The organism is Spirillospora sp. CA-108201 (genome assembly GCF_050936235.1).
Classification (GTDB): Bacteria; Actinomycetota; Actinomycetes; order Streptosporangiales; family Streptosporangiaceae; genus Spirillospora.
This window is the reverse complement of the sequence record NZ_JBNJNE010000001.1, coordinates 5,799,196-5,818,113: the sequence shown is the minus strand read 5'-3', so window position 1 is coordinate 5,818,113 and position 18,918 is coordinate 5,799,196. Positions and strand designations below refer to the sequence as shown.

The 18,918-nt window shown below is 69.5% G+C and carries 14 protein-coding genes and 2 tRNA genes; 5 read left to right on the top strand and 11 right to left on the bottom strand.

Annotation, left to right across the window (positions count from 1 at the left end; translation table 11 throughout):
• Nucleotides 1-29: 29 nt before the first annotated feature.
• A complete protein-coding gene (locus tag ACQEU6_RS28005) occupies nt 30-6,260 on the bottom strand; it encodes a protein kinase domain-containing protein (RefSeq protein ID WP_499336038.1) in 6,231 nt (2,076 codons plus the stop codon).
• 333 nt (nt 6,261-6,593) lie between these two features.
• Here ACQEU6_RS28005 and ACQEU6_RS28000 point away from each other — a divergent pair, with 333 nt between their 5' ends.
• Nucleotides 6,594-8,063, top strand: a complete 1,470-nt coding sequence (locus ACQEU6_RS28000; RefSeq protein ID WP_499336037.1) for a tyrosine-type recombinase/integrase — start codon at nt 6,594-6,596, stop codon at nt 8,061-8,063.
• A gap of 161 nt (nt 8,064-8,224) precedes the next feature.
• Here ACQEU6_RS28000 and ACQEU6_RS27995 read toward each other — a convergent pair.
• Nucleotides 8,225-8,316, bottom strand: a tRNA-Ser gene (locus tag ACQEU6_RS27995).
• Between the two features lie 136 nt (nt 8,317-8,452).
• Entirely contained in the window at nt 8,453-8,884 is a 432-nt protein-coding gene (locus tag ACQEU6_RS27990; RefSeq protein ID WP_499336036.1) for a hypothetical protein, read from the bottom strand.
• 187 nt (nt 8,885-9,071) lie between these two features.
• On the opposite strand from ACQEU6_RS27990, the gene ACQEU6_RS27985 reads away from it, so the two are divergent.
• A tRNA-Arg gene (locus tag ACQEU6_RS27985) sits at nt 9,072-9,147 on the top strand.
• Nucleotides 9,148-9,331: 184 nt separating this feature from the next.
• Here ACQEU6_RS27985 and ACQEU6_RS27980 read toward each other — a convergent pair.
• The 3 genes from ACQEU6_RS27980 to ACQEU6_RS27970 all read right to left on the bottom strand — a co-directional run bounded on the left by ACQEU6_RS27980 (nt 9,332) and on the right by ACQEU6_RS27970 (nt 11,425).
• Nucleotides 9,332-9,640, bottom strand: a complete 309-nt coding sequence (locus ACQEU6_RS27980) for a tyrosine-type recombinase/integrase (protein WP_499336035.1) — start codon at nt 9,638-9,640, stop codon at nt 9,332-9,334.
• Between the two features lie 539 nt (nt 9,641-10,179).
• On the bottom strand, nt 10,180-10,536 hold the full coding sequence (locus tag ACQEU6_RS27975) for a hypothetical protein (protein WP_499336034.1): 357 nt from the start codon (nt 10,534-10,536) through the stop codon (nt 10,180-10,182).
• A gap of 556 nt (nt 10,537-11,092) precedes the next feature.
• Nucleotides 11,093-11,425 carry a hypothetical protein gene (locus tag ACQEU6_RS27970; RefSeq protein WP_499336033.1) on the bottom strand — a complete coding sequence of 111 codons (333 nt, stop codon included), beginning with the start codon at nt 11,423-11,425 and terminating at the stop codon, nt 11,093-11,095.
• A 260-nt stretch (nt 11,426-11,685) separates the two neighbouring features.
• Between ACQEU6_RS27970 and ACQEU6_RS27965 the strand changes: the two genes are divergently transcribed.
• Nucleotides 11,686-12,873, top strand: a complete 1,188-nt coding sequence (locus ACQEU6_RS27965) for a hypothetical protein (protein ID WP_499336032.1) — start codon at nt 11,686-11,688, stop codon at nt 12,871-12,873.
• A 28-nt stretch (nt 12,874-12,901) separates the two neighbouring features.
• Nucleotides 12,902-13,636, top strand: coding sequence for an alpha/beta hydrolase family protein (locus ACQEU6_RS27960; RefSeq protein WP_499336031.1), 735 nt, complete (start codon nt 12,902-12,904; stop codon nt 13,634-13,636).
• A 29-nt stretch (nt 13,637-13,665) separates the two neighbouring features.
• Here the strand turns inward: ACQEU6_RS27960 and ACQEU6_RS27955 are convergent, their stop codons facing one another.
• Nucleotides 13,666-14,124, bottom strand: a complete 459-nt coding sequence (locus ACQEU6_RS27955; protein WP_499336030.1) for a winged helix-turn-helix transcriptional regulator — start codon at nt 14,122-14,124, stop codon at nt 13,666-13,668.
• Between the two features lie 85 nt (nt 14,125-14,209).
• Here ACQEU6_RS27955 and ACQEU6_RS27950 point away from each other — a divergent pair, with 85 nt between their 5' ends.
• Nucleotides 14,210-15,430, top strand: a complete 1,221-nt coding sequence (locus ACQEU6_RS27950) for an MFS transporter (RefSeq protein WP_499336029.1) — start codon at nt 14,210-14,212, stop codon at nt 15,428-15,430.
• Between the two features lie 18 nt (nt 15,431-15,448).
• On the opposite strand, the gene ACQEU6_RS27945 is transcribed toward ACQEU6_RS27950, so the two are convergent.
• From ACQEU6_RS27945 to ACQEU6_RS27930, 4 genes are all read right to left on the bottom strand, one after another.
• Nucleotides 15,449-15,991 carry a DUF1707 SHOCT-like domain-containing protein gene (locus ACQEU6_RS27945; protein WP_499336028.1) on the bottom strand — a complete coding sequence of 181 codons (543 nt, stop codon included), beginning with the start codon at nt 15,989-15,991 and terminating at the stop codon, nt 15,449-15,451.
• 45 nt (nt 15,992-16,036) lie between these two features.
• Nucleotides 16,037-16,669 (bottom strand): acetate uptake transporter, encoded by a 633-nt coding sequence (locus tag ACQEU6_RS27940; RefSeq protein ID WP_499336027.1) that lies wholly within the window; start codon nt 16,667-16,669, stop codon nt 16,037-16,039.
• A 347-nt stretch (nt 16,670-17,016) separates the two neighbouring features.
• Nucleotides 17,017-17,880 (bottom strand): SDR family NAD(P)-dependent oxidoreductase, encoded by an 864-nt coding sequence (locus ACQEU6_RS27935; RefSeq protein WP_499336026.1) that lies wholly within the window; start codon nt 17,878-17,880, stop codon nt 17,017-17,019.
• The gene (locus ACQEU6_RS27930) at nt 17,877-18,845 is read right to left on the bottom strand and encodes an alpha/beta hydrolase (RefSeq protein ID WP_499336025.1); all 969 of its coding nucleotides are present in this window, start codon (nt 18,843-18,845) and stop codon (nt 17,877-17,879) included. The genes ACQEU6_RS27935 and ACQEU6_RS27930 overlap by 4 nt, the downstream gene beginning before the upstream one ends.
• Nucleotides 18,846-18,918 lie beyond the last annotated feature (73 nt).

The window sequence follows — 18,918 nt, the reverse complement described above, 5'->3', positions numbered from 1 at the left end:
GGGGTTCGTCGAGTGTCTTTACGTGTGGATCAAGCGGTGGGAGAGGCGCCGAAATAGCTCGGGGTCTCGGCGACGATGGCGTCCCAGTCGGCGTCGTGGGGGAAGCGGACGACCTCCCAGCCGCGATTGTCCAACCGCTGCTCCGCCTGGCGGTCGCGTTCCTTGACGTTGGCGTGCTGGTGGACGGGGCCGTCGACGAACACAGCGAGCGTCACGCCCTGCAGCCGGTACACGAAGTCGGGGCGGGCCTGCGCGTCGGCGACATAGGTCTGCGCCTCGTCGGGCATCCGCAGACCGCGCTCCTTCAGCCAGGTGACGAAGCGCTTCTCGAGCGAGGAGTCCGACTGGCGGGACAGGCGCTCGAGCTGATCGGTGCGGGACTCGCCGCGTCCCGTCGCGGTGGTCTTCGCATCGGCAAGGCGCACCAGGAGGTCCTTGATGGCGTGCCGGTCGATCGCGCCGTGGTCGAGCTGGTTGCCGTAGGTGAGCAGGCAGTCGTAGCAGCCGCGGGCGCACGGCCGGTCCGGGTGCGGGCCGCCGAGGTCCTCTCCGCGCTCGTCGAAGTGGCAGATGTCCAGCGCCGCCTTCGCGGCCTTCCTGAGCGCGCCCGGCATCGACTGCATCAGGCGCAGCACGCCGGCGCCGCCCTCGGCCGCCTCGGTGAACAGCATCCGGTCGCGGGGGCCGTCGTCGGGCGGCAGCAGCTCGCTGGACAGCTCCGAGTCCTCCAGCTCGAACGCCGCCTCGATCCCGCGCTCCAGCGCGTACATCAGCGACAGCGCGACCGGGTACTCCAGCGGCTCGGCGAGCTGTGCGACCAGGATGTTGCGGCGGTCCTGCACGTAAGGGATGACGCGCTTCTTGCGCTTCTTCTCGTTGCCGTCCGTGTCGACGACCGGCATCTCGCTGGAGTCGCCGGACGCCTCCGAGGCGCCCTTCTCGGTCATCCACTCGCCTGTCGCCGGGTCGAGCCAGAAGCCGTCCGGCTCGCCCTCCTTGGCGCGCAGACGGCCCAGATTGGTGATCCGGACCGTTGCCGAGTCGCCGAAGGACACCGTGGCGATGTTTCCTTCGTCATCGGTGATCAGGGCGTCCTGGCGGCCCGCGCGTGCGCCGTGGTCGGCGAACCTGTACGACGTGACGAGCCGGAATCCCGCCCTGCGGCGCTCCTCCTCGTCGGAGGAGATCCGGGCGCGGGCCTTGGTGTAGACGGTGTGCATCTGCAGCAGCCCGTACTTGGGCTCGGGCAGCCGCTCGTCGCACATCTGGCAGCGGTCGGCGCGGTCGGTCGAGTCGTGGTGGTAGCCGCAGACGGCGCAGCGGCGGGCGTCGGAAGTGACGACATCGCCCGTCCCGCCCGGCGGGAGCTGGATGCGGGTCACCTGGTAGCGGGCGCCCTCGTGGTAGATCAGCGCGCCCGGCCCGAACTCGCGGATCGCGAGGAAGCGGGGGCGCTGCAGGTAGTCGCCGTCCCGGAAGCGGCGGTCCTGCATGTTGATGTAGGCGGCCAGGGGGAGCCGCGGGAATGAGTAGCCCGGCAGGAAGCCCTCGCTGGCCAAGTAGCGGTGCGGGCCGAAGTCTGACAGGACCGACCGGCTCTCCGCCGACTGGTTCTTCAGCAGGTCGAGCTGCGTCTCGGCCTCCCGGCGCCGGCCGACGGCGATCTTGTTGTCGCGGTCGGAGAGCGTGGTGTCGAGGACGCGGCGGTTCTGCTCCGCCTGGTCCACCAGCGCCGCCTTGAACAGGTCCCGCCAGCGGTCGAAGGCCCGGTTGAAGCGGTCGGGGGCGCGTTCGACCGCGTCCTCGATCCAGGTGTCGTCCCACCAGACCGTGGCGGCGAAGTCGTCCAGCAGCCCGCCGAACACCTTCTTGGCCGCCGCCACGGCGCGCTTGCGCGCGGACTCGCTGCTGATCGCCTGGACGACCGTGTCGTGCAGGGGGAGAGGCGGGTCGGGGCGGCGGGAGTCCTCGTCGTAGCCGATGTCGACGATCGCGGGGATGTTGTTGTGCAGCTCCAGGCCCGTCTCGGCGAGCCAGATCGCCTGGATGTGCGACCGGACGAGGTCCTCGTTCGCCAGGTCGAGGCGCGGCGGCGCGACCGCGCCCGCCACCATCCGCGCGGACCGCCGGAAGTAGTACTGGTCGTGACTGTTGCCGGTAGCGCAGTAGGTGGTGACGAGCGCCGGCTGCCCGGACCGTCCCGCCCGCCCGCTGCGCTGGGCGTAGTTCGCGGGCGTCGGCGGCACGTTGCGCATCATCACCGCGTTGAGGGCGCTGATGTCGACACCCAGCTCCATCGTGGGCGAGCAGTACAGCAGCTTCAGCTTCGCCTCGCTGAACGCCTCCTCGCGCTTGCGCCGCTCCTCAGGGTCGACCTGGGCGGTGTGCTCGCGGGCGATGAGGCCGCCGAGCTCCGCGGCGGTCTCGCGGTACAGGTCCCGGAAGAAGACGTTGACGCGGGGGCCGTCGCCGCTGGCGTAGGTGCGGGTGAGGGGGTCGTGGGCGCCGACCTCGCCCGTCCCGGCCCGCCACATCAGGCACGCCGCCGAGACGCGGTAGCCGGTCACGGTCGGGCCGGTGGGCCGGCGGCCGCGCCTGGCCCACCCGGGCGTCACCGACACCTCCTTGACCAGGTTCGCCTTGGTCAGAACCGTGAGCAGCTCCTTGATGAGCAGCTGGGCGTCGTCCACTGACAGGTCACTGAAATGCACGCGCCGCAGGTACTTGCCGAACTTGTTGGACCCGGACAGGAACAGGCCCGAACGATCGAGGCCGGGGCGCGCCTTCTGCGGGTAGGCCGTGCCGACCTTGGGCTCGTCGCCCCTCGACAGGACCCACGGGTCGGCGAGCCGCTCCTCGCTGGCGCGGCGGAGGCTGTCGAAGTCGTCCCGGAAGTACTGGACGTCGATGGCGAGGGAGCGGCGCATCTCGTCCAGCAGCGCTCGCATGATCTCGGCGCGGCGGCCCGGCTCGGCATCGCGCAGCGTCCGGTGCGTTCCCTCCCAGCGGTCCTCCCTGGCGGCCAGCCAGTCGAGGTCCTCGTAGTCGATCTTCAGTAGGCCCGTCTGCTCCAGGTTGGGCATGGTGACGCGCCAGCCGCGCTCAAGGTCGAGGTAGAGCTGGAACGCGACGACGTCCCGCAGCGTCCGCGCCGCGTTGCGCGCCATCGACGGGGGCAGGTCGGACGAGCCGGTGTAGTCCGCGACGTCCAGACCGAGGGCGCCGACGACCCTGGACGCCAGGTCCTCGTGGCTGATGCCCTCCTCACCCGCCTCGACGGCCGCCCGGTAGAGCGCGCCGCGAAGCTGGGTGATCTGGACGAAGTCGTTGAAGTGACCGGCCTGGAGGGAGGCGTCCTGCCGGTTGTCGACGAAGGTGAGCAGCTTGCGGGCTTCCTTGACGAGCGCCCCCTCGGGCACCGCCCGCAGGAACCGGATGATCGAAGCCGACACCAGCGACGTCGCCGAGGAACGCCCCTCCTGGTCGAGAGTCGCCAGCTTGGCGAAGTCCTTGCCGCGGACCTGTTCGTAGCTCACCCCGCAGTGCAGGCAGAACCGGAACGGTGCGGGGATGAACGCGGCGTCCAGCTCGCCCTGGCCCTCGACACCGTAGGGATCGACGCGGACGGGCACCGGGAGCTTCGAGCGGTGGTTGGTGCGCACGACCTCCTGGCCGGTGTCGTCCACCTCCAGCCACGACTCCGGCAGCCGGCGGTCGTTGATCGCCTCCTCGACGGTGCGCGGCCAGGGCCGGCCCGAGTCGACATACAGGTAGCCGTCGCCCTCGCGGCCGCCCGACGCCGCGGTGTCGCGGCGCGGCCCGTAGCGGACCATGCCGTCCTTCTCCGTCCGCCACACGGTCAGGTACTCCTGGCCGCACTCCCGGCAGAACGCCAGCGGCAGGAGGATCTTGCCGTCCGTCTCCGGCTGGACGAGCTGGTAGTCGCGGGTGAGGTGTCGCGTCGCCGGGTCCTCCAGGGTGACGTAGACGGTGTCGCCCTTGGACAGGAACTGGTGCAGCCGGAACGCGAACAGGGGCCGTTCGGTCACCGAGTGCTGGGCCTCCGAGCCGGCCTCCAGGGTGCGGCGGATCGCCTGCGCGCACACCTCCTCCGGGACTCCGGAATCCCCGGCGAGGTCGGCGGCGGCCTCCTCGATTCTCGCGGGCGTCTGGCGGACGAGTCGTCCCGTCGGGTCCTCGGCGAGGCCGAACCGGGTCTCGATCCAGCGGGCCAGCGGATCCTTCACCAGGTCGTCGTATGCGCGGGGGGCGGCGGACGCCCGCAGCCGCTGCGCCGGCACGGTGTCCGGGGGCTCCTCGGTGGCGCGCACCAGCGTCTCGCCGATGACGTCGTCCTTGTCGACCTCGGTCCCGAAGAGGGTGGTGGCCACGCGGGCCACCTCCTTCTTCTGGTCCTCGAAGGTGCCCTCGCTCGACATCGTCGCCGACGTGCCGATGCACTGCAGGTTCTCGGCCTGGCACGCCTCGCGCACCCGACGGATGAGCAGGGCGACGTCCGCGCCCTGACGGCCCCGGTAGGTGTGCAGTTCGTCGAAGACCAGGAACTCCAGGCCCTTCGCCATCCGGATCAGCGAACCGCGATCCCTCGGCCGGGTGAGCATCAGCTCCAGCATCACGTAGTTGGTGAGGAGGATGTCCGGCGGATTGTCGCGGATCTCCCTGCGGCGCTCGTCGTCCTCCTGCCCGGTGTAGCGGGCGAAGGTGACCGGCTCACGGCCCACGCCGTAGCCGTCCTGCAGGTACTTCTCCAACTCGTTGAGCTGGCTGTTGACCAGGGCGTTCATCGGATACACGATGATCGCCCGGACGCGCTTGCCCGCCGTGGTCTCACGCTCGCGCAGTACCCGGTCGACGATGGGCACGATGTAGGACAGCGACTTTCCGGAGCCGGTGCCGGTCGTCAGGACGTAGGACCGCTTGCGGTTGGCGGCTTCGATCGCCTCAAGCTGGTGCTGGTGCAGGGTGAGCGGACGCCCGTCGCACTTGGTGCCCCCTCGGGTCTTGCCCGCCTGGAAGATGCGGGCGCACTCCTCGTGGAGGAGCTTGCCGGCGCCGCTCAACTCCGAAACGGTGCCGCCGGACGCGAAGAACGGATTCAGCGACACCCACGGGTCCGGCCACTGGGACTTCTCGTCCAGGGTGCTCTCGACGTACGCGGCGATGCGGCCGTCACGGATGACCGTCCCGCCCTCGGTGAACTCCCGGTAGTTCTCGATGAGCTGCCGGTGCAGCCCGAACACGTCCATCACCGAACCCACTGCGGGGCGCGGCTTCTCCGTCGCGGGGGCTGGTTCGGGCGCGGGTGCCCGCCCGGTCGATGCGAGGTAGCGGACCGGGTCGTAGCCCGCCCAGTCCTCGACCACCGCTTCGCCCTCGGCGAGGGGAAGGAGCGCCTCGCGGACCGCCACGGCGTCGGCCGGCCGGTCCTCCGGCTGCTTGCTGAGGAGCCGCTCGACCAGCCGGGCCATGTCCTCGGGGACGTCCGAACGCAGCAGCCGCAGCGGAGCCGGCGCCTCCGTCCGGTGCTTGTCCCCCAGCTCGTGCGCGTTCTCACTCACGAACGGCGGGACACCCACCAGCAGCTCGTACAGCATGCAGCCGAGCGCGTACAGGTCGGCGGCCTGCGTCACCGCCGCGTCGAGGAACTGCTCAGGGGCCATGTAGCGGGCGGTGCCCACCGTGACCCCCGTACTCGTCACCCTGCCGGCCTCGCCGTCGTCGATGATCCGGCCCATGCCGAAATCGAGGACTTTGACCTGGCCGCCGGGAAGTAGCATCACGTTCGCGGGCTTGAGGTCGCGGTGGACGATGTCGGCGCGGTGCGCGACCGACAGGCCGTCCGCGATCTGCGCGCCGAGAGCCGCGGCCCAGGCCACCGGAAGCTGGGCGTGTACCCCAGTGAGCACCTGCAAGGTGTGGCCCTTGAGCAGCTCCATTGCGATGAACGGCAGGCCGTCGCCCTCGTCGAGGCCGCCCGCGATGATTCGAGGCAGGTTCGGGTGCTTGTTGAGGCGCTGCATGATGATGACTTCGCGCTCGAACCGCTGAATGGCCTTCATATCGGCCCGCGAGTCGATGACCGCACCCGTCCGGCTGCGCAGGATCACCTTCACCGCGACCTCGCGGTCCCGGTCACCGCCGTCCGCCTGAAGATCGATGGCGCGGTGGACCTCGCCCATGTTGCCCTTGCCGAGAGCGCCTGTCACGCGGAACCGGTTCGCGATGCGATCGGCAGTCACAGCCACACCCTCATCCCCCCGGGCGTCTCTATGGAGACGGGCCTCGGACATTTGTTGGCCACCACACGCCGATTAACGTGCAGACCGTTGTTAAACGGATCGTAGGGGCCTTCATGTCGGGGAAGTTCCGGTTTCCCCGTTACTCGGCTTCATAAGGAAGCAGCGCACCGCTGCCGAGGGTGGTGGACCAAAGGTCCGCCGTCTCGTTTGCGCAGGCAGCGGCCTTTCGCGCGCTGATTCGGAGTTCGTGGATCCTCCGGAACGCGTGACCGTAAGCGGCCTGCTCATCAAGTGTGAGCAGCGGGACACGTAACCGAGGCGGCACGAGCTGGTATGTGGTGGTCGCCTGGCGTTGTCAGGTGCGCTGGCGAACCCGGCGAGGAACCATGGATCGAGACGTGCCAGGTCGGGCCGGAGCAGGAACACGCCGCTGCCGAGCAGGCATCCGGCGTCGTCGTCGCCGGCCACCCGTGTCGCGACGCCTTGGGGGCCGCGAGCGGGCCCTCCTCGTGCGCCACCTCCGCCGCAGGTCGACGAGAGCGCCTCCGTGAGCAGCGCGAAGACTATACGGAGATCGTCCAGCTCTACCTGGTTCCCGGGCTGGGACATCTCAAGCTGGTCGACCTCAGGGATAAGCACGTGATCGCCCTGTACGAGGCGATCATGCAGATCAACCGCCCGCTCCCCGAGGGGGCGAAGCCGAGCGAGATGCTCCGGCGCCTGCTTGAAGTCCGCGCGTACTCAACGCGACAGCTCAAGGTCGGAGAGGCTCCCCGTCGCAAACAGACCAAGCCCATCTCCCCGACGCGGGTGAGGAAGATCCATGCGGTTCTGCTCTCCGCTCTTAACCGGGCGGTGAAGTCCAAGCGCCTGGGGGAGAACCCGATCGCGCACGTAGAAACACCTCGCATCAGGGGGAGGCGGGCGAAGCCGCTCGTCTGGACGACCGAACGCGTCCAGCGATGGCAGGAGACCGGAAAGGTGCCCGGCCCGGTGATGGTCTGGACGCCCGCTCAGACGGGCGCCTTCCTCGACTTCATCACGGACGAGCGGTTGTACGCCCTCTTCCACCTGGTCGCCTTCCGCGGGCTGCGTCGAGCCGAGGTCGCAGGACTGGCCTGGGCGGACATCGACCTCCAAGGCGCAGGCACGCTGACCGTCCGCGGGACACGTCCTGGCTCCGAGAGCCAGGGCGACGAGTACGACGACACCAAATCCGAGGCCGGCGAGCGCACCGTGGCGCTGGACGAGGCGACCATCTCGGTACTGCTGGACTGGCGGGCCGTTCAGGAACGTGAAAGATCCGCCGCCGGCCCCGAGATATGGGTGGACTCCGGACGGGTCTTCATCCGTGAGGACGGGGCACGGCTGCGTCCCCAGTGGATCTCCACACGGTTCGATGACTTGATCAAGAAGTACGGACTTGTCCAGGGCAAGCACTCCATCGAGGGCTGGGCCATCGACAGGATCGCTCGTCACCACCGGATCTCAGTTCGCATTGTCCAGGTGGCGACGGGAGGTGAGCCGCTGCCGCCGATCCGCTTTCACGATCTACGGCACGGAGCCGCGACGCTCGCCCTGCTCGGCAACGTCAACATGAAAGTGATCAGCGAGACTCTCGGCCACGCCCGCGACTCGTTCACGGCTGACACCTACACCTCAGTACTTCCCGAGGTGTCCCGGGCAGCCGCCGAGGCGGTGGCTGCGGTCGTCCCTCGCCGGACGCGGCAAAGCACACCTGACGCCGCCAACGTGATCTCGCTTGCGGATCGACGCAACCGGCGCGGCCAACACGCAGGGTAATCAAAGCCGAGCCAGTCAGCGCCCGCACTGTCCGGCAACGAAAGCACTCCGCCGACCTCCCGTGCACACCATGTGCACACCAGGCCAGGAGAAACGGACATCTGGAACGCGACAGGGACTTCGCTCAAGATTGCGATCTTGGACGAAGTCCCTGGTCAGAGTGGCGGAGGATCGGGGATTTGAACCCCGGATGGGCTTGCACCCAAACCGCATTAGCAGTGCGGCGCCATAGACCGGACTAGGCGAATCCTCCAGGAGCCGTCAGGCCCAGGACAGGTTACCGGGTCGGCGAGCCAACCAGCAAAGTCTGACCCGCGGCTCCGTCAGCATAGTCGGAAACACGTCCGAGCGCCGCGCTCCCGGGGCCGCGGGAGCGGATCGCGGGAGCGTCAGCCGCCGAGGCGGAACCCGGTGAATCCGCAGGCCTCGGCGAGGTCGTTGCCGTGCTGCCGCATCCCCGCGAGGTCGGGCTGGCGCGGCGTCGTGCTGCCGGACTGCACCTGCCGCAGCATCGACGCGGTCTGGTCGAGGTCGCCCGCGAACGCGGTCGCGGCGGACTCGACGTCCCCGCCGGCGTTCTGGCCCTCGGAACGCACCTTGGAGGCCGTGTCGGAGAACTTCTGCGCGGTGGCCGAGGCGCCGCTGGGCGACGACATCGTCATGCCGCCGCTGGAGAAGCTCCGCAGCTCCGTCTCGATGTTCTTGCAGGCGGTCTTCTTCTTGCCGCCGGCGATGGCGTCGACCGCGCCACAGCCCGTGGAACCGAGCATCAGTCCACCGACGGCGACGACGCCGACCAGCTTGGTGGCGGACATGCGCATGGGGATTCTCCTTCAGGGGGTTGTCTTTCGGACGGGCTACACCCTCGCAGGCCACACTCGCCCTAATCACCCCTTTGGCGTACCTACCCCACCAAGGGTTCCGTGACTCAGGTCACAGTATGAGCGCTCCGCGTCCCCCAATCGATTCGCGGACAGGTCCCCGGAGCCGGTACAGTAACTCCGGCAGGCACCCGTAGCTCAACGGATAGAGCATCTGACTACGGATCAGAAGGTTAGGGGTTCGAATCCCTTCGGGTGCACCAGCTCAGAGGCCCCTTCCGATGTCGGAAGGGGCCTCTTGCGTGCGCCATGGGAGCCACCTCGGGGGCCACTGGATTCGATCGGCCCCCGAGGCGGGTACCGCTCCTGGTCTCGGCCGCCGCCCGCTGTCATCGACGAGCAGATGCCCCTAGACGCCGTTGGTGATGGGACGTGTGCCCGGGGATCTCAGAGACCGTGTGCAGCGGCGTCCCCCTGAGCCAGCATCAGCGAGGCTCCCGAGTGCCGCAGCTCATGCGGGTGCCAGTGGCCGAGCCCCGCGCGCTCGGCCGGCTTGGAGAGGGTGTGCGAGAAGTTGTCGGGATCCATCGGCGTCCCGGCCTCGCTCGCGAAGATCAGCCTGTGATCGTTCCACAGCTCACCGGCCGCGATCTTGGCCTCAGCCTGCTGGACACGGAGCCGCCGAAGCTTGGCCATGAGCTGTGGCGTGAGGGTCAGTGTCCGGCGTGACCTGGGCGTCTTCAGTTCGCTGATCACCAGGCGCGTCTTCCGCTTGCTCGCCTTGTCGCGGTCCCGGTTCTCTTCGCGGCGTGCGTGAGCCGCACTGTGCCCGCTTCGCAGTCGAGTGCGGACCAGTGAAGTCCGAGAACTTCACCGCGGCGCGCCCCCGTAGGCCAAGGCGATCATGACTGCTACCTCGAAGCGGTGGCCGGTCACCGCGTCGGGCAGCGATTTCGACTGATCGATCGTGAGCGTTCGCCCCTCTCCGGCCACCACGTGGGGCGCTGGCTTCCCGCTCGGCCTGCCACAGGTCGTCGACCTCCGGAACGGTGAGCTTGGCCAGTCGCTTGCGCCCCGGTGCCGCCGCCTCGTTGCGCGTCCGGCCCGACACCTTCTTGTGGACGCGACGTCCCTTCTCGTCGTAGCCCGAGATGGATTGCCTCGCGCTTCCTCTTCGAGCTGGGCAACGAACTCGACCAGCGCCCCCCGGAGCGCGGTGTGTTGCGTCTAAGGCGCTACCAGCGCGAACGCCCCCACCAGATCACAGATGGGGGCGTTCATCAGGATTGAAGAGCTCAGTGGTCGTTGACGAAGGACTTGTTCGGGTAGTGAGGCTTGACGCCATCGCCCCAGATGGTGAGGCGTACAGAAACATTCTCTGGCAGGTTGTACTTTGCGCCGTAGGAGGCTCTGACGAAAGCGATATCCCCGTTCTTGGCGGCGCGAAGGGTGTAACCCTTGCTGCCTGCCTGGACGGTGACGTAGGCCGCGTGCCCGTTCGCCTTGCTGTCGCGCAGCCTGACGACGTCACCGTGCTCCAGAACGGAGACCACTACGCCGTCCCTTTTCCACACGTGGTCATACGGCACTGATCCCTTCGTGGACCACTCCTGTTCCACGGGGGCAGCGGAGGCGTTGCCGGTGGTCGTCATGACAGCCGCGGAAGCGAGAGTTACTGCTCCCGCGACGACACGACCGATGCGGATCCGCAAAGTTGTTCCCTTCGGAGAAGTAGCCGCAGCAGCTCGCCTCGGCGAATACTGGGCCGGGTCCTCAGCCTGCGCCTTCGTTCGTGGAACCGCCTGTACGAGCGGCCCACCTCAGGTTATTGATAATCACTGTCCGGCCCGGGAGATCCGCGGCAACCGATCAGGTTGAGGTCTTTGTCCGATCATCAACAGACCGACCAGGAAGCCCCAACAGATCCAAGGGCTCCTACGGGAGCCACGTTGGGAGCCACTTCGCGGGTGCGCACGGCTCAGAGGCCCCTTCCGATTCGGAAGGGGCCTCTTGCATGTGCCCTGGGCGCCGATCGGGCACGGAAGAGGGCTCCGCTCATGGCCGTGCGTGCCCACACGTCATCTCAGGCCGGCGGGACCTTCGCGGTTGCCGGGACAAGACGAACCCCGGCCGATGCGGCCGGGGTTCGTGTGTGGGGAGCCGATCCTGAGACGGGGTCTCGTACGGACCGGCTCAGGTCACAGCGGATCAGTTCGGGAAATTGATCTTGTTCATTTCCGCGTCGAGGTCCGCGAGGCGCTGGGCCACCGTCGTGACGTACGTGAAGGTGCCCGTGAGCTCCTCGTCGGCGAGCTTGCTGAAGTCGTCCGGGGAAGTGGCGCCGAGCTGCGTGAAGACCTCCAGGATGGTCTGGAGGCTGTGGGCCACGCCCCTGGCCGATTCGGGAATCAGGGCCAGGGTGGTCTGCCGAAGCTGCGCCTTGGCGGTCTCGTTGCCGGCGGTGGCCAGCGGGCCCAGAGCAGCGATGAGGTCCAGCTTCTCCTGGAGGGACTTCTGCGCGGCAGACTGGTTGGCAGTCATGGTGGGACTCTCCTTTGACGAAGGGGACACCCGGCAACCGGGCATCAGCCATGACCGTCCGGTACCAGCGCAAGGCGCAAGCGATCTAGCCGATCTTGAACTCGGAGCCGACTGTGCGGTGGCGCTCAGGTCGCCTTACCGGCCGGTTGACCGCTTGCCCCGGATCGGGACTGAGAACTCGGCTGCGGATAGCTTCGTTCGGATATCGACGACAAGGACGCGGTCAGGGCGCCTGGGCCGGACGCTGCGCTGGGAGCGACGTGGATCTGCGAGACGAGATCGAGACGACCCTGCGAGGCTGGCACGCCTACGAGGTGGAACGTGGGGCGGTGGGCGTCATCGACTTCGACTGCGCGCCCACTGCCGCACCTGTCGAGCCGGCGACCAGCCGCCTTGCGGTCTACCGGCGCCTCGCCGATCTGCGCGCCCGCACCGTCGAGGCCGGCGCCGAGCGTCTCACCGCGCGTCTGACCGCCGATCTGGCCTACCTCGGCGCCGTCCTGGGCGAACACCCTCCGCTGAGCGACTACGTCCAGGCCACGCAGGGGTGCGTCGCCGCCGGTTGGCGGGACGACTACGTCGCCTATCGCGGTGACCTGGCCCGGGAGGCGCTCGACGTCCTCGGGGTCGGGTGGGGGCCCGACACCGTCCGGGATCTGAGGGCCGTGGAGGGGCCGATCGAGGCCGGTGACGCGCCCGATGCGATCAGGCAGGCCGCGGCTGACCACGAGGCCGCCGTCCGGGCGGCCACCGGCAGTCGGGCCCCGTTCAACCTCACCATCGAGACCGCCGAGGTGGACGCCTACTGGGCGTACTGGCTGGACGGTTCTGGTGACAATGTGCGGCTGCGCCTCAATCTCTGCCGCGCCGGTTTCACCAAGGTCGCCGCCCGCCAGTTCGCCCTGCACGAGGTGCTCGGCCACGGCCTTCAGAGCGCGAGTTGGACGGCCCGAGCCGCTGCCCGGGAGGTCCCCTGGGTGCGGCTGATGTCGGTGCACGCGCCGCAACAGGTCCTGCTCGAAGGGCTCGCGCAGGCGCTGCCTCTGTTCGTCGCCCCCGATGACGAGCAACTGGTCGCCCGCGTCCGGTTCGACCACTTCAACCAACTCGTGCGGGCTGAATTGCACATCGCTCTCGACCAGGGCGCCGGCGTCGCCGAGTTGGTCGACCACGCCCGGTTCCGCATGCCCTGGACGAACGAGGGCGCGGTCGCCGACTTCCTCACCGACAGGGGAGCGAATCCGCAACTCCGCTCGTACCTGTGGTCCTACCCCGCCGGAATCGACTGGTTCGCCAACCTCGCCACCGCGGAGCAGGCCACCGGGACGGCCGTCCTCCAAGCCGCCTACCGAGACCCGTTGACGCCCACTGACCTGGCGGCCCTCTGGCCGGCAGGCCCCACCATCGGCGGCCGGGACAAAGAGAGCGCCGTTCGCCGACGCTTCTGAGGCGGCACGTGGCTCGTAGCCTGAGGGCATGCCGGGTGGGCGGGATATGCGTGAGGTCCGGTTCGGTGCCGAGGGCGTCACGCTGGCCGGTCTGCTCGGAGTTCCGGGTGGAGAAGCAGTGGCGGGCGTGGTTCTGGTCGGGGGCTCGGGACCGTCGGATCGGGACGACGACGGCTACTTCCGCTCGATCCGTCGATATCTGCTGGACGCCGGTATAGCGGTGCTCAGCTACGAGGCGGCGCTGGACTTTCTGCGCGCGCAGTCAGAGGTGCCGGACGGAGCGGCCGGCTCGTTCGGTCACAGCGAGGGCGGCTGGGTGGCTCTACGCGCGGCCGCCCGCGATGCGCCGTCCTGGGGTCATCACCAACAGTTGCCCTGGCGTGACCCCTGCGGCTTCGCTGAGGCGACCCGGATCGTCGCCGAAGCCGGGAATCCGCCAGGTCTGGCCGCCTTCTGGACCGATGTCGACGCCGGCGGCTGGGAATTCCTCAAGCGCAAGCAGGATCACGATCCCCTGCCCGATGCGCTTCGGTTGCGCTGCCCGCGCCTGGCGGTGTTCGGCGGTGCCGACGAGCTTGTTCCCGTCGCCGACAGCATCCGGCTGTTCAGCGACGCCGCCTGTGACGGCGACCGCGGCCACCGGGTGACGCTGACCGTGGAGGTGTTCCCCGGAGCCGACCATCGGGTGCGGCGGGACGGTGTGCTCGCCCCTGGCTACCTCAGCACCCTGGCGAGATGGATCCACGCCGCGGCTCGCGGATGAGCCCGGCTTGCACCTGACGTCCCCAGGGATCAGGCGGGACGTCGCACCGAGGTCGTGTCGCTCGTCAGGGGCGAGCCGTTCGCCGCCGTCGGCAGGAGGTCGGGGACGCGGGCGCCGTCGTCGTCGAGCAGGACGGAGTGCGGTTCGCCCGTCTCGAAGGCGTGGCGCTCGCCCCACTGCCGCAGCGTCACGATCACGGGGAAGAGGTCCTTGCCCGCGTCGGTGAGCGCGTAGAGCCGGCGCCTGCCCGAAGGGGCGTCGACCTGGGCGAGCAGGCCGTGGGCGGTGAGCTTGCGGAGCCGTTCGCTGAGGATGTTGCGGGCGATGCCGGTGCGCTGCTGGAAGTCGGTGAACGAGCGGGCGCCGTCCATCGCGTCGCGAACGATGAGCAGGCTCCACCGGTCGCCGACCAGGTCGGCCGTGCGGGCGACCGGGCAGGTCGGGTCCGTCCACGCGGGGCTCTGCCCGCCGGTCTCCTCGCGTGCCATCACATCTCCAGTGAGTTGCGTATTGAAACCATTCTGGCCTACGCTCCGTTCAGTTGCAAAATGAAACCAATCGGAGGTGGTGGCGGTGCACTGGAGGACGAGGCTGCTGCTGGCGGCGGTGTGCGGGGTCGCGGTCGCGAGCGTCTACGCCGGGCAGCCGGTGCTGGGTGCGATGGGACGCGACCTGGACGTTCCGGTCGACTCGCTCGGCTGGTTCGTGGCCGCCGGCCAGCTCGGCTACCTGGCGGGACTCGTCCTGCTGGTGCCGCTCGGCGACATGCTCGACCGCAGGCGCCTGATCGCCGCGCATCTCGGCCTGGTGGCCGCCGGAGCGGCGATCACCGCGGCCGCCCCGGCCGCCTGGGCGGCGTTCGCCGGACTGGCCGGGGCGGGCGTGTTCGCGGTGGTGGTGCAGACCGCCGTCGCGTACACGGCGTCGATCTCCCCGCCCGCCGAGCGCGGGCGCAACCTCGGCGTCGTGACCTCGGGGGTGGTGATCGGCATCCTCGGCGCGCGCGTCGTGGCGGGAGTCCTCGCGGACCTGTGGGGATGGCGGAGCATCTACCTGGCCCTGGCGGCCCTCGCGGGCGTCCTCGCGCTGCTCGCCCTCGTCGGGCTGCCCGCGGAGGTCCGCCCGGACGCGGCGCGGTACGGGCAGGTCCTGCGGTCCCTCGGCGGGCTGTTCGTCCAGCCGGTGTTCCTCGGCCGCGGGCTGATCACGTTCTTTCTGTTCGCCTCGTTCGGCACCCTGTGGAGCGGTATGGCCCTTCCGCTGGCCGGTGCGCCGTGGCACCTCGGCGAGACGCAGATCGGGCTCTTCGGCGTCGCCGGGCTCGCCGGGGCCCTGGGCGCCGCACGGTCCGGACGCTGGGGCGACGCGGGGCACGCGCGCCGGGTCACGGGCATCGCGCTCGGCCTGCTGATCGTGTCCTGGGTCGCGATCGGGCAGCTCTCGTGGTCGCTGCCGCTGCTGATCCTCGGTGTGATCCTGCTCGACTCCGCCGTCCAGGCCGTCCACGTGAGCAACCAGCACACGCTCACGACCGCCTACCCCGAACGCACCAGCACCACCATCGGCGCCTACATGGTCTTCTACTCCCTCGGCTCGGCCCTGGGAGCGGCCGCGACCACGGCGCTGTTCGACGCCGCCGGCTGGGTCGGCCCCACCGTCCTCGGCGCGGCGCTCGCGCTCTGCGCCCTCGTCGTCTGGGCCTTCACCCCCGACGCGGCGGGACGTCCCGTCCGGCGGCCGGTGGCTGCGCGGTCGCCTCGCGCGGACGGAGTCCGGGCCCTGCTCGACGAGTGACGCCGTGCGCCGGGCGGCTCAGCGGCGGGCGTGGCGGATCTTCAGGCGGCCGAAGCCCATGGCGCCGGTGATGCGGATCTTGGGGCCGCCGGGGCGATCGGGGCGGCGGGGCGTGTAGCGGGCGTCCTTCAGGCCGGTGTGCAGGCCGTCGAGCTCGACGATCGCGTCGCGGGGGACGGTGATCTTGGCTCGGCCGGTGCCGACCTGCAGTTCGATGTCGACGACCGGGTGCTCGATGATCGCCTTGGACAGGTCGAGCCGCACCTTCCCGAAGGCGGACTCGACCTTGAGGGAGCGCGGGACGCGCCACGCGCCGCGCCGCGTGATCCGTCCGGTGGCGGCGCCGATCGTGGACGTGGCCCCCGCGTCCTCGTCCGGGAGCGCGGCCAGGGGGACCGCGAGGTCGCCGCGGGTCCTGGCGTTGAGCACCTGGTCGAGGCGCTCGTCCATCTCCTCGCGCGTCAGGTGTCCCGTGGCGTACGCGTCCTGCAGGCGCTTCGCGGCGGTGTCGCGGTCGTCCTCGCCGACGAGGCGCGCCGAATCTTCCGGACGGGGGGTCACGGACTCACCCTAGCGCCGCCGTCCCCGCGAGGCGGCCCGCCGGGTTCAGCGCGGAGAGGAGCCGGAACGGGCGGTCAGGGCCTTCAGGGGCTTGCCGACGCCGAGGAAGGTGTGGCCCGTCATGCCGTTGATGAGCCCGGCGGCGGAGGCGTACCAGGCGCAGATCGCGGTGAGGACGCCGAGGTAGCCGCCGATCTTGACCGTGGTCTCGCTGGTGGCGAAGTTCCCGATGAACAGGATGATCTCCGTGGCCTCCAGGGCGACGAGGACCGCCAGGAGGGCCTGGTTGATCTGGCTCGCCCAGAGCATCATGTAGGTGTTGAAGATCGCGAAGGCGAGGAGGATCCAGCCGAGGTCGTTGGCCTCCTGGGCGGGGGTCGCCCCACCCGCGATCAGGACGGCGTACAGGCCGAGGCCGAGCCAGAAGGCGCCGTAGGACGAGAAGAACGTGGCGCCGAACACGTTGCGATGGCGGAACTCCCACATGCCGGCCAGGATCTGGACGATGCCGCCGTAGGCGAGGGCGTAGCCCAGCCAGGCGTCGGTGCCGTTGGTCCAGGAGGCGTTCTTGGCCGACAGAAGGAACGTGGTCAGGGCGAAGGCCGCCAGGCCCAGGGGCGCCGGATCGGCGATCGCCGACGGAGTGCGCGGGGCGGACTCTTGCTCGACGTGGGTCATGGTGCCTCCTCGCTGGAGTCCCATCGCCCTGTCTCGCTCGGTCTCGGCCGGACAGGGATGGACGAAGGAATGCGGACAACGGACGTCCGGGCGTCCCGGATGGGACCGTTATCTCCTCGGCCCTGTTTCGGATCATAACTCCGCCCGCGCGGCAGGTCAGGTGCCCTTTCTTGGGGCAATTCCGGCGTATCTCCACTAATTGCGGTCACTGCGACGATGGGGACGTCGCATCGCCCCCCGACATGTTCAACCTTTTTCGTCGCGCGGGAGATATGCGAGCTGAACAAGGAAGTCCGATTGAATCGCCGACCGGTGGGGCGGGCGAGCCTTGGTGAAGGCGTTGCCGACTACTTGACGACGGCCGGGTTGAAGACGGGCGGGTCGCCGAGGTGCCCGCGATGGGACCGGGGGCTGCTTCCGTCGACGTCCACCACGCCCAGTTCGGCGCCGAGTTCGGCCCCGATGTGCACCTGCCCGCTCCAGCGCATGAGCTCCGGATGCCGGGCGAGCGCGTCGATCACCCGTCCGCTGAACTCGGCGGACTCCGCACCCGCGGCGAACGACCTGTACCGCTCGGGGACGCCCTCGAAGAGCGCCCTGTTCCGTTCGGTCTTCAGCAGGCCCATCCACAGCGAGATGACGGCGACGTTGTAGGGCTGGAAGTCGACCGCCATGTCGTGCGCCATCTTGTCGACGGCGGCTTTTCCCGCCCCGTAGGCCGGGCCGTGCATGTAGCAGCGTCCGCCGAAGGAAGAGGTGTTGACGACGAGGCCCGCATTGTTCCTGACCAGGAGCGGAGCGGCGTAGTAGCCGGCCACGTAGGCGGAGCGCATTCCCACGTCGAACATGCTCTGGAGCGCCAGCGGCTTCTCCCAGAACGGTCCCTCGCGGGTGAGGCCGTCCGGGATCGTGAACGCGTTGTTGACGAGGACGTCCAGCCTGCCGTGCTCGCGTCCGATCCGCTCGAACAGGTCCGCGACCTGCGCGTCGTCGGAATGGTCGCAGATCACGGGCACGCCGGTGCCGCCGCGGGCGTCGATCTCCTCGGCCGTCGCGAGGACCGTGCCCGGGAGGTCGGCATCGCCCTCGGACCGGGTCCGTCCCGTCACGTACACCGTCGCGCCGGTCGCGCCGAGGGCCAGCGCGATGCCCTTGCCGGCGCCGCGGCTGGCGCCGGTGACCACGACGACCCGGTCTTCGGTCAGGCTCACCTGTCGCTCCCCGTGAGGAATCCGAGCATCGCCGCCGTGGTCTCGGCGGGCCTCTCCATCTGCATCATGTGGCCGGCCTGCTTGATCATCCGGACGCCGCGGACGTCGGCGTGGTGGTCGCCGAGCCTGCCCAGGGGGTCGTCGCCGTGCCAGCCCTCCAGGTCGGCGTCCTGCTCGCTGCCGATGAAGTAGAACGGGACGGGGTTCTTCCGGCCGCCGTAGGACTTGCGGTACTCCCAGGACAGGTCCATCGCCCGGTACCAGTTGAGCCCGCCGGTGAAGCCGCTGCGGCTGTAGGCGTCGACGTAGAACTCCAGCTCCGGCTCGGTCAGCCACGTCCAGGGGAGCGGCGGCGTCTCGGGGAGCGCGTCGACATAGGACGTGCCCGGGGGTTGCCGCCAGACGTCGAGGTAGTGGTAATCGCTGGAAAGCGCGTAGAAGACCTTGCGCAGGAACTCGCGGGGCGCGAGGGCGAGGTCGCGGTCGGCGGCGCCGGGCTCGACGAAGTAGTGGATGTGGTTGAAATGCCGCCTGGCCTGGCGGGCGGCGAGCGTCAGGGGCGACTCGTCGCTCGGGGTGAAGAACGGGTTCTCCAGGCCGATGATCGCGGCGACGCGGTCCGGATGGTGGTGGGCGAGGTCGTAGGCGGCGAACAGGCCGAAGTCGAGCCCGCCGAAGACGGCCTTCTGCTCGCCGAGGTGGTCGAGGAGGCCGGTGAGGTCGCCCACGATCCGGTCGACGCCGTACTCGCGGTGGTCCCGGGGGCCGCTGGTGTGCCCCATGCCGCGCATGTCGGGCACGACGACGCGGAACCCCGCGCGGGCGATCGGCCCGATCTGGTGGCGCCAGCTGAACCAGATGTGCGGGAAGCCGTGCAGGAGGACGACGAGCGGCCCCTCGCCCTGCTCCACGTAGTGGACGTCCAGGTCGTTGATTCGCGCGTACCGATGACTCCAGCCCGCCATGCCGCGGTTCCTTCGCTTCGGGGAGCCGACCTTCGGACTGTGCAGGACGGCGTCCTCGGCGGCACCGGGATGT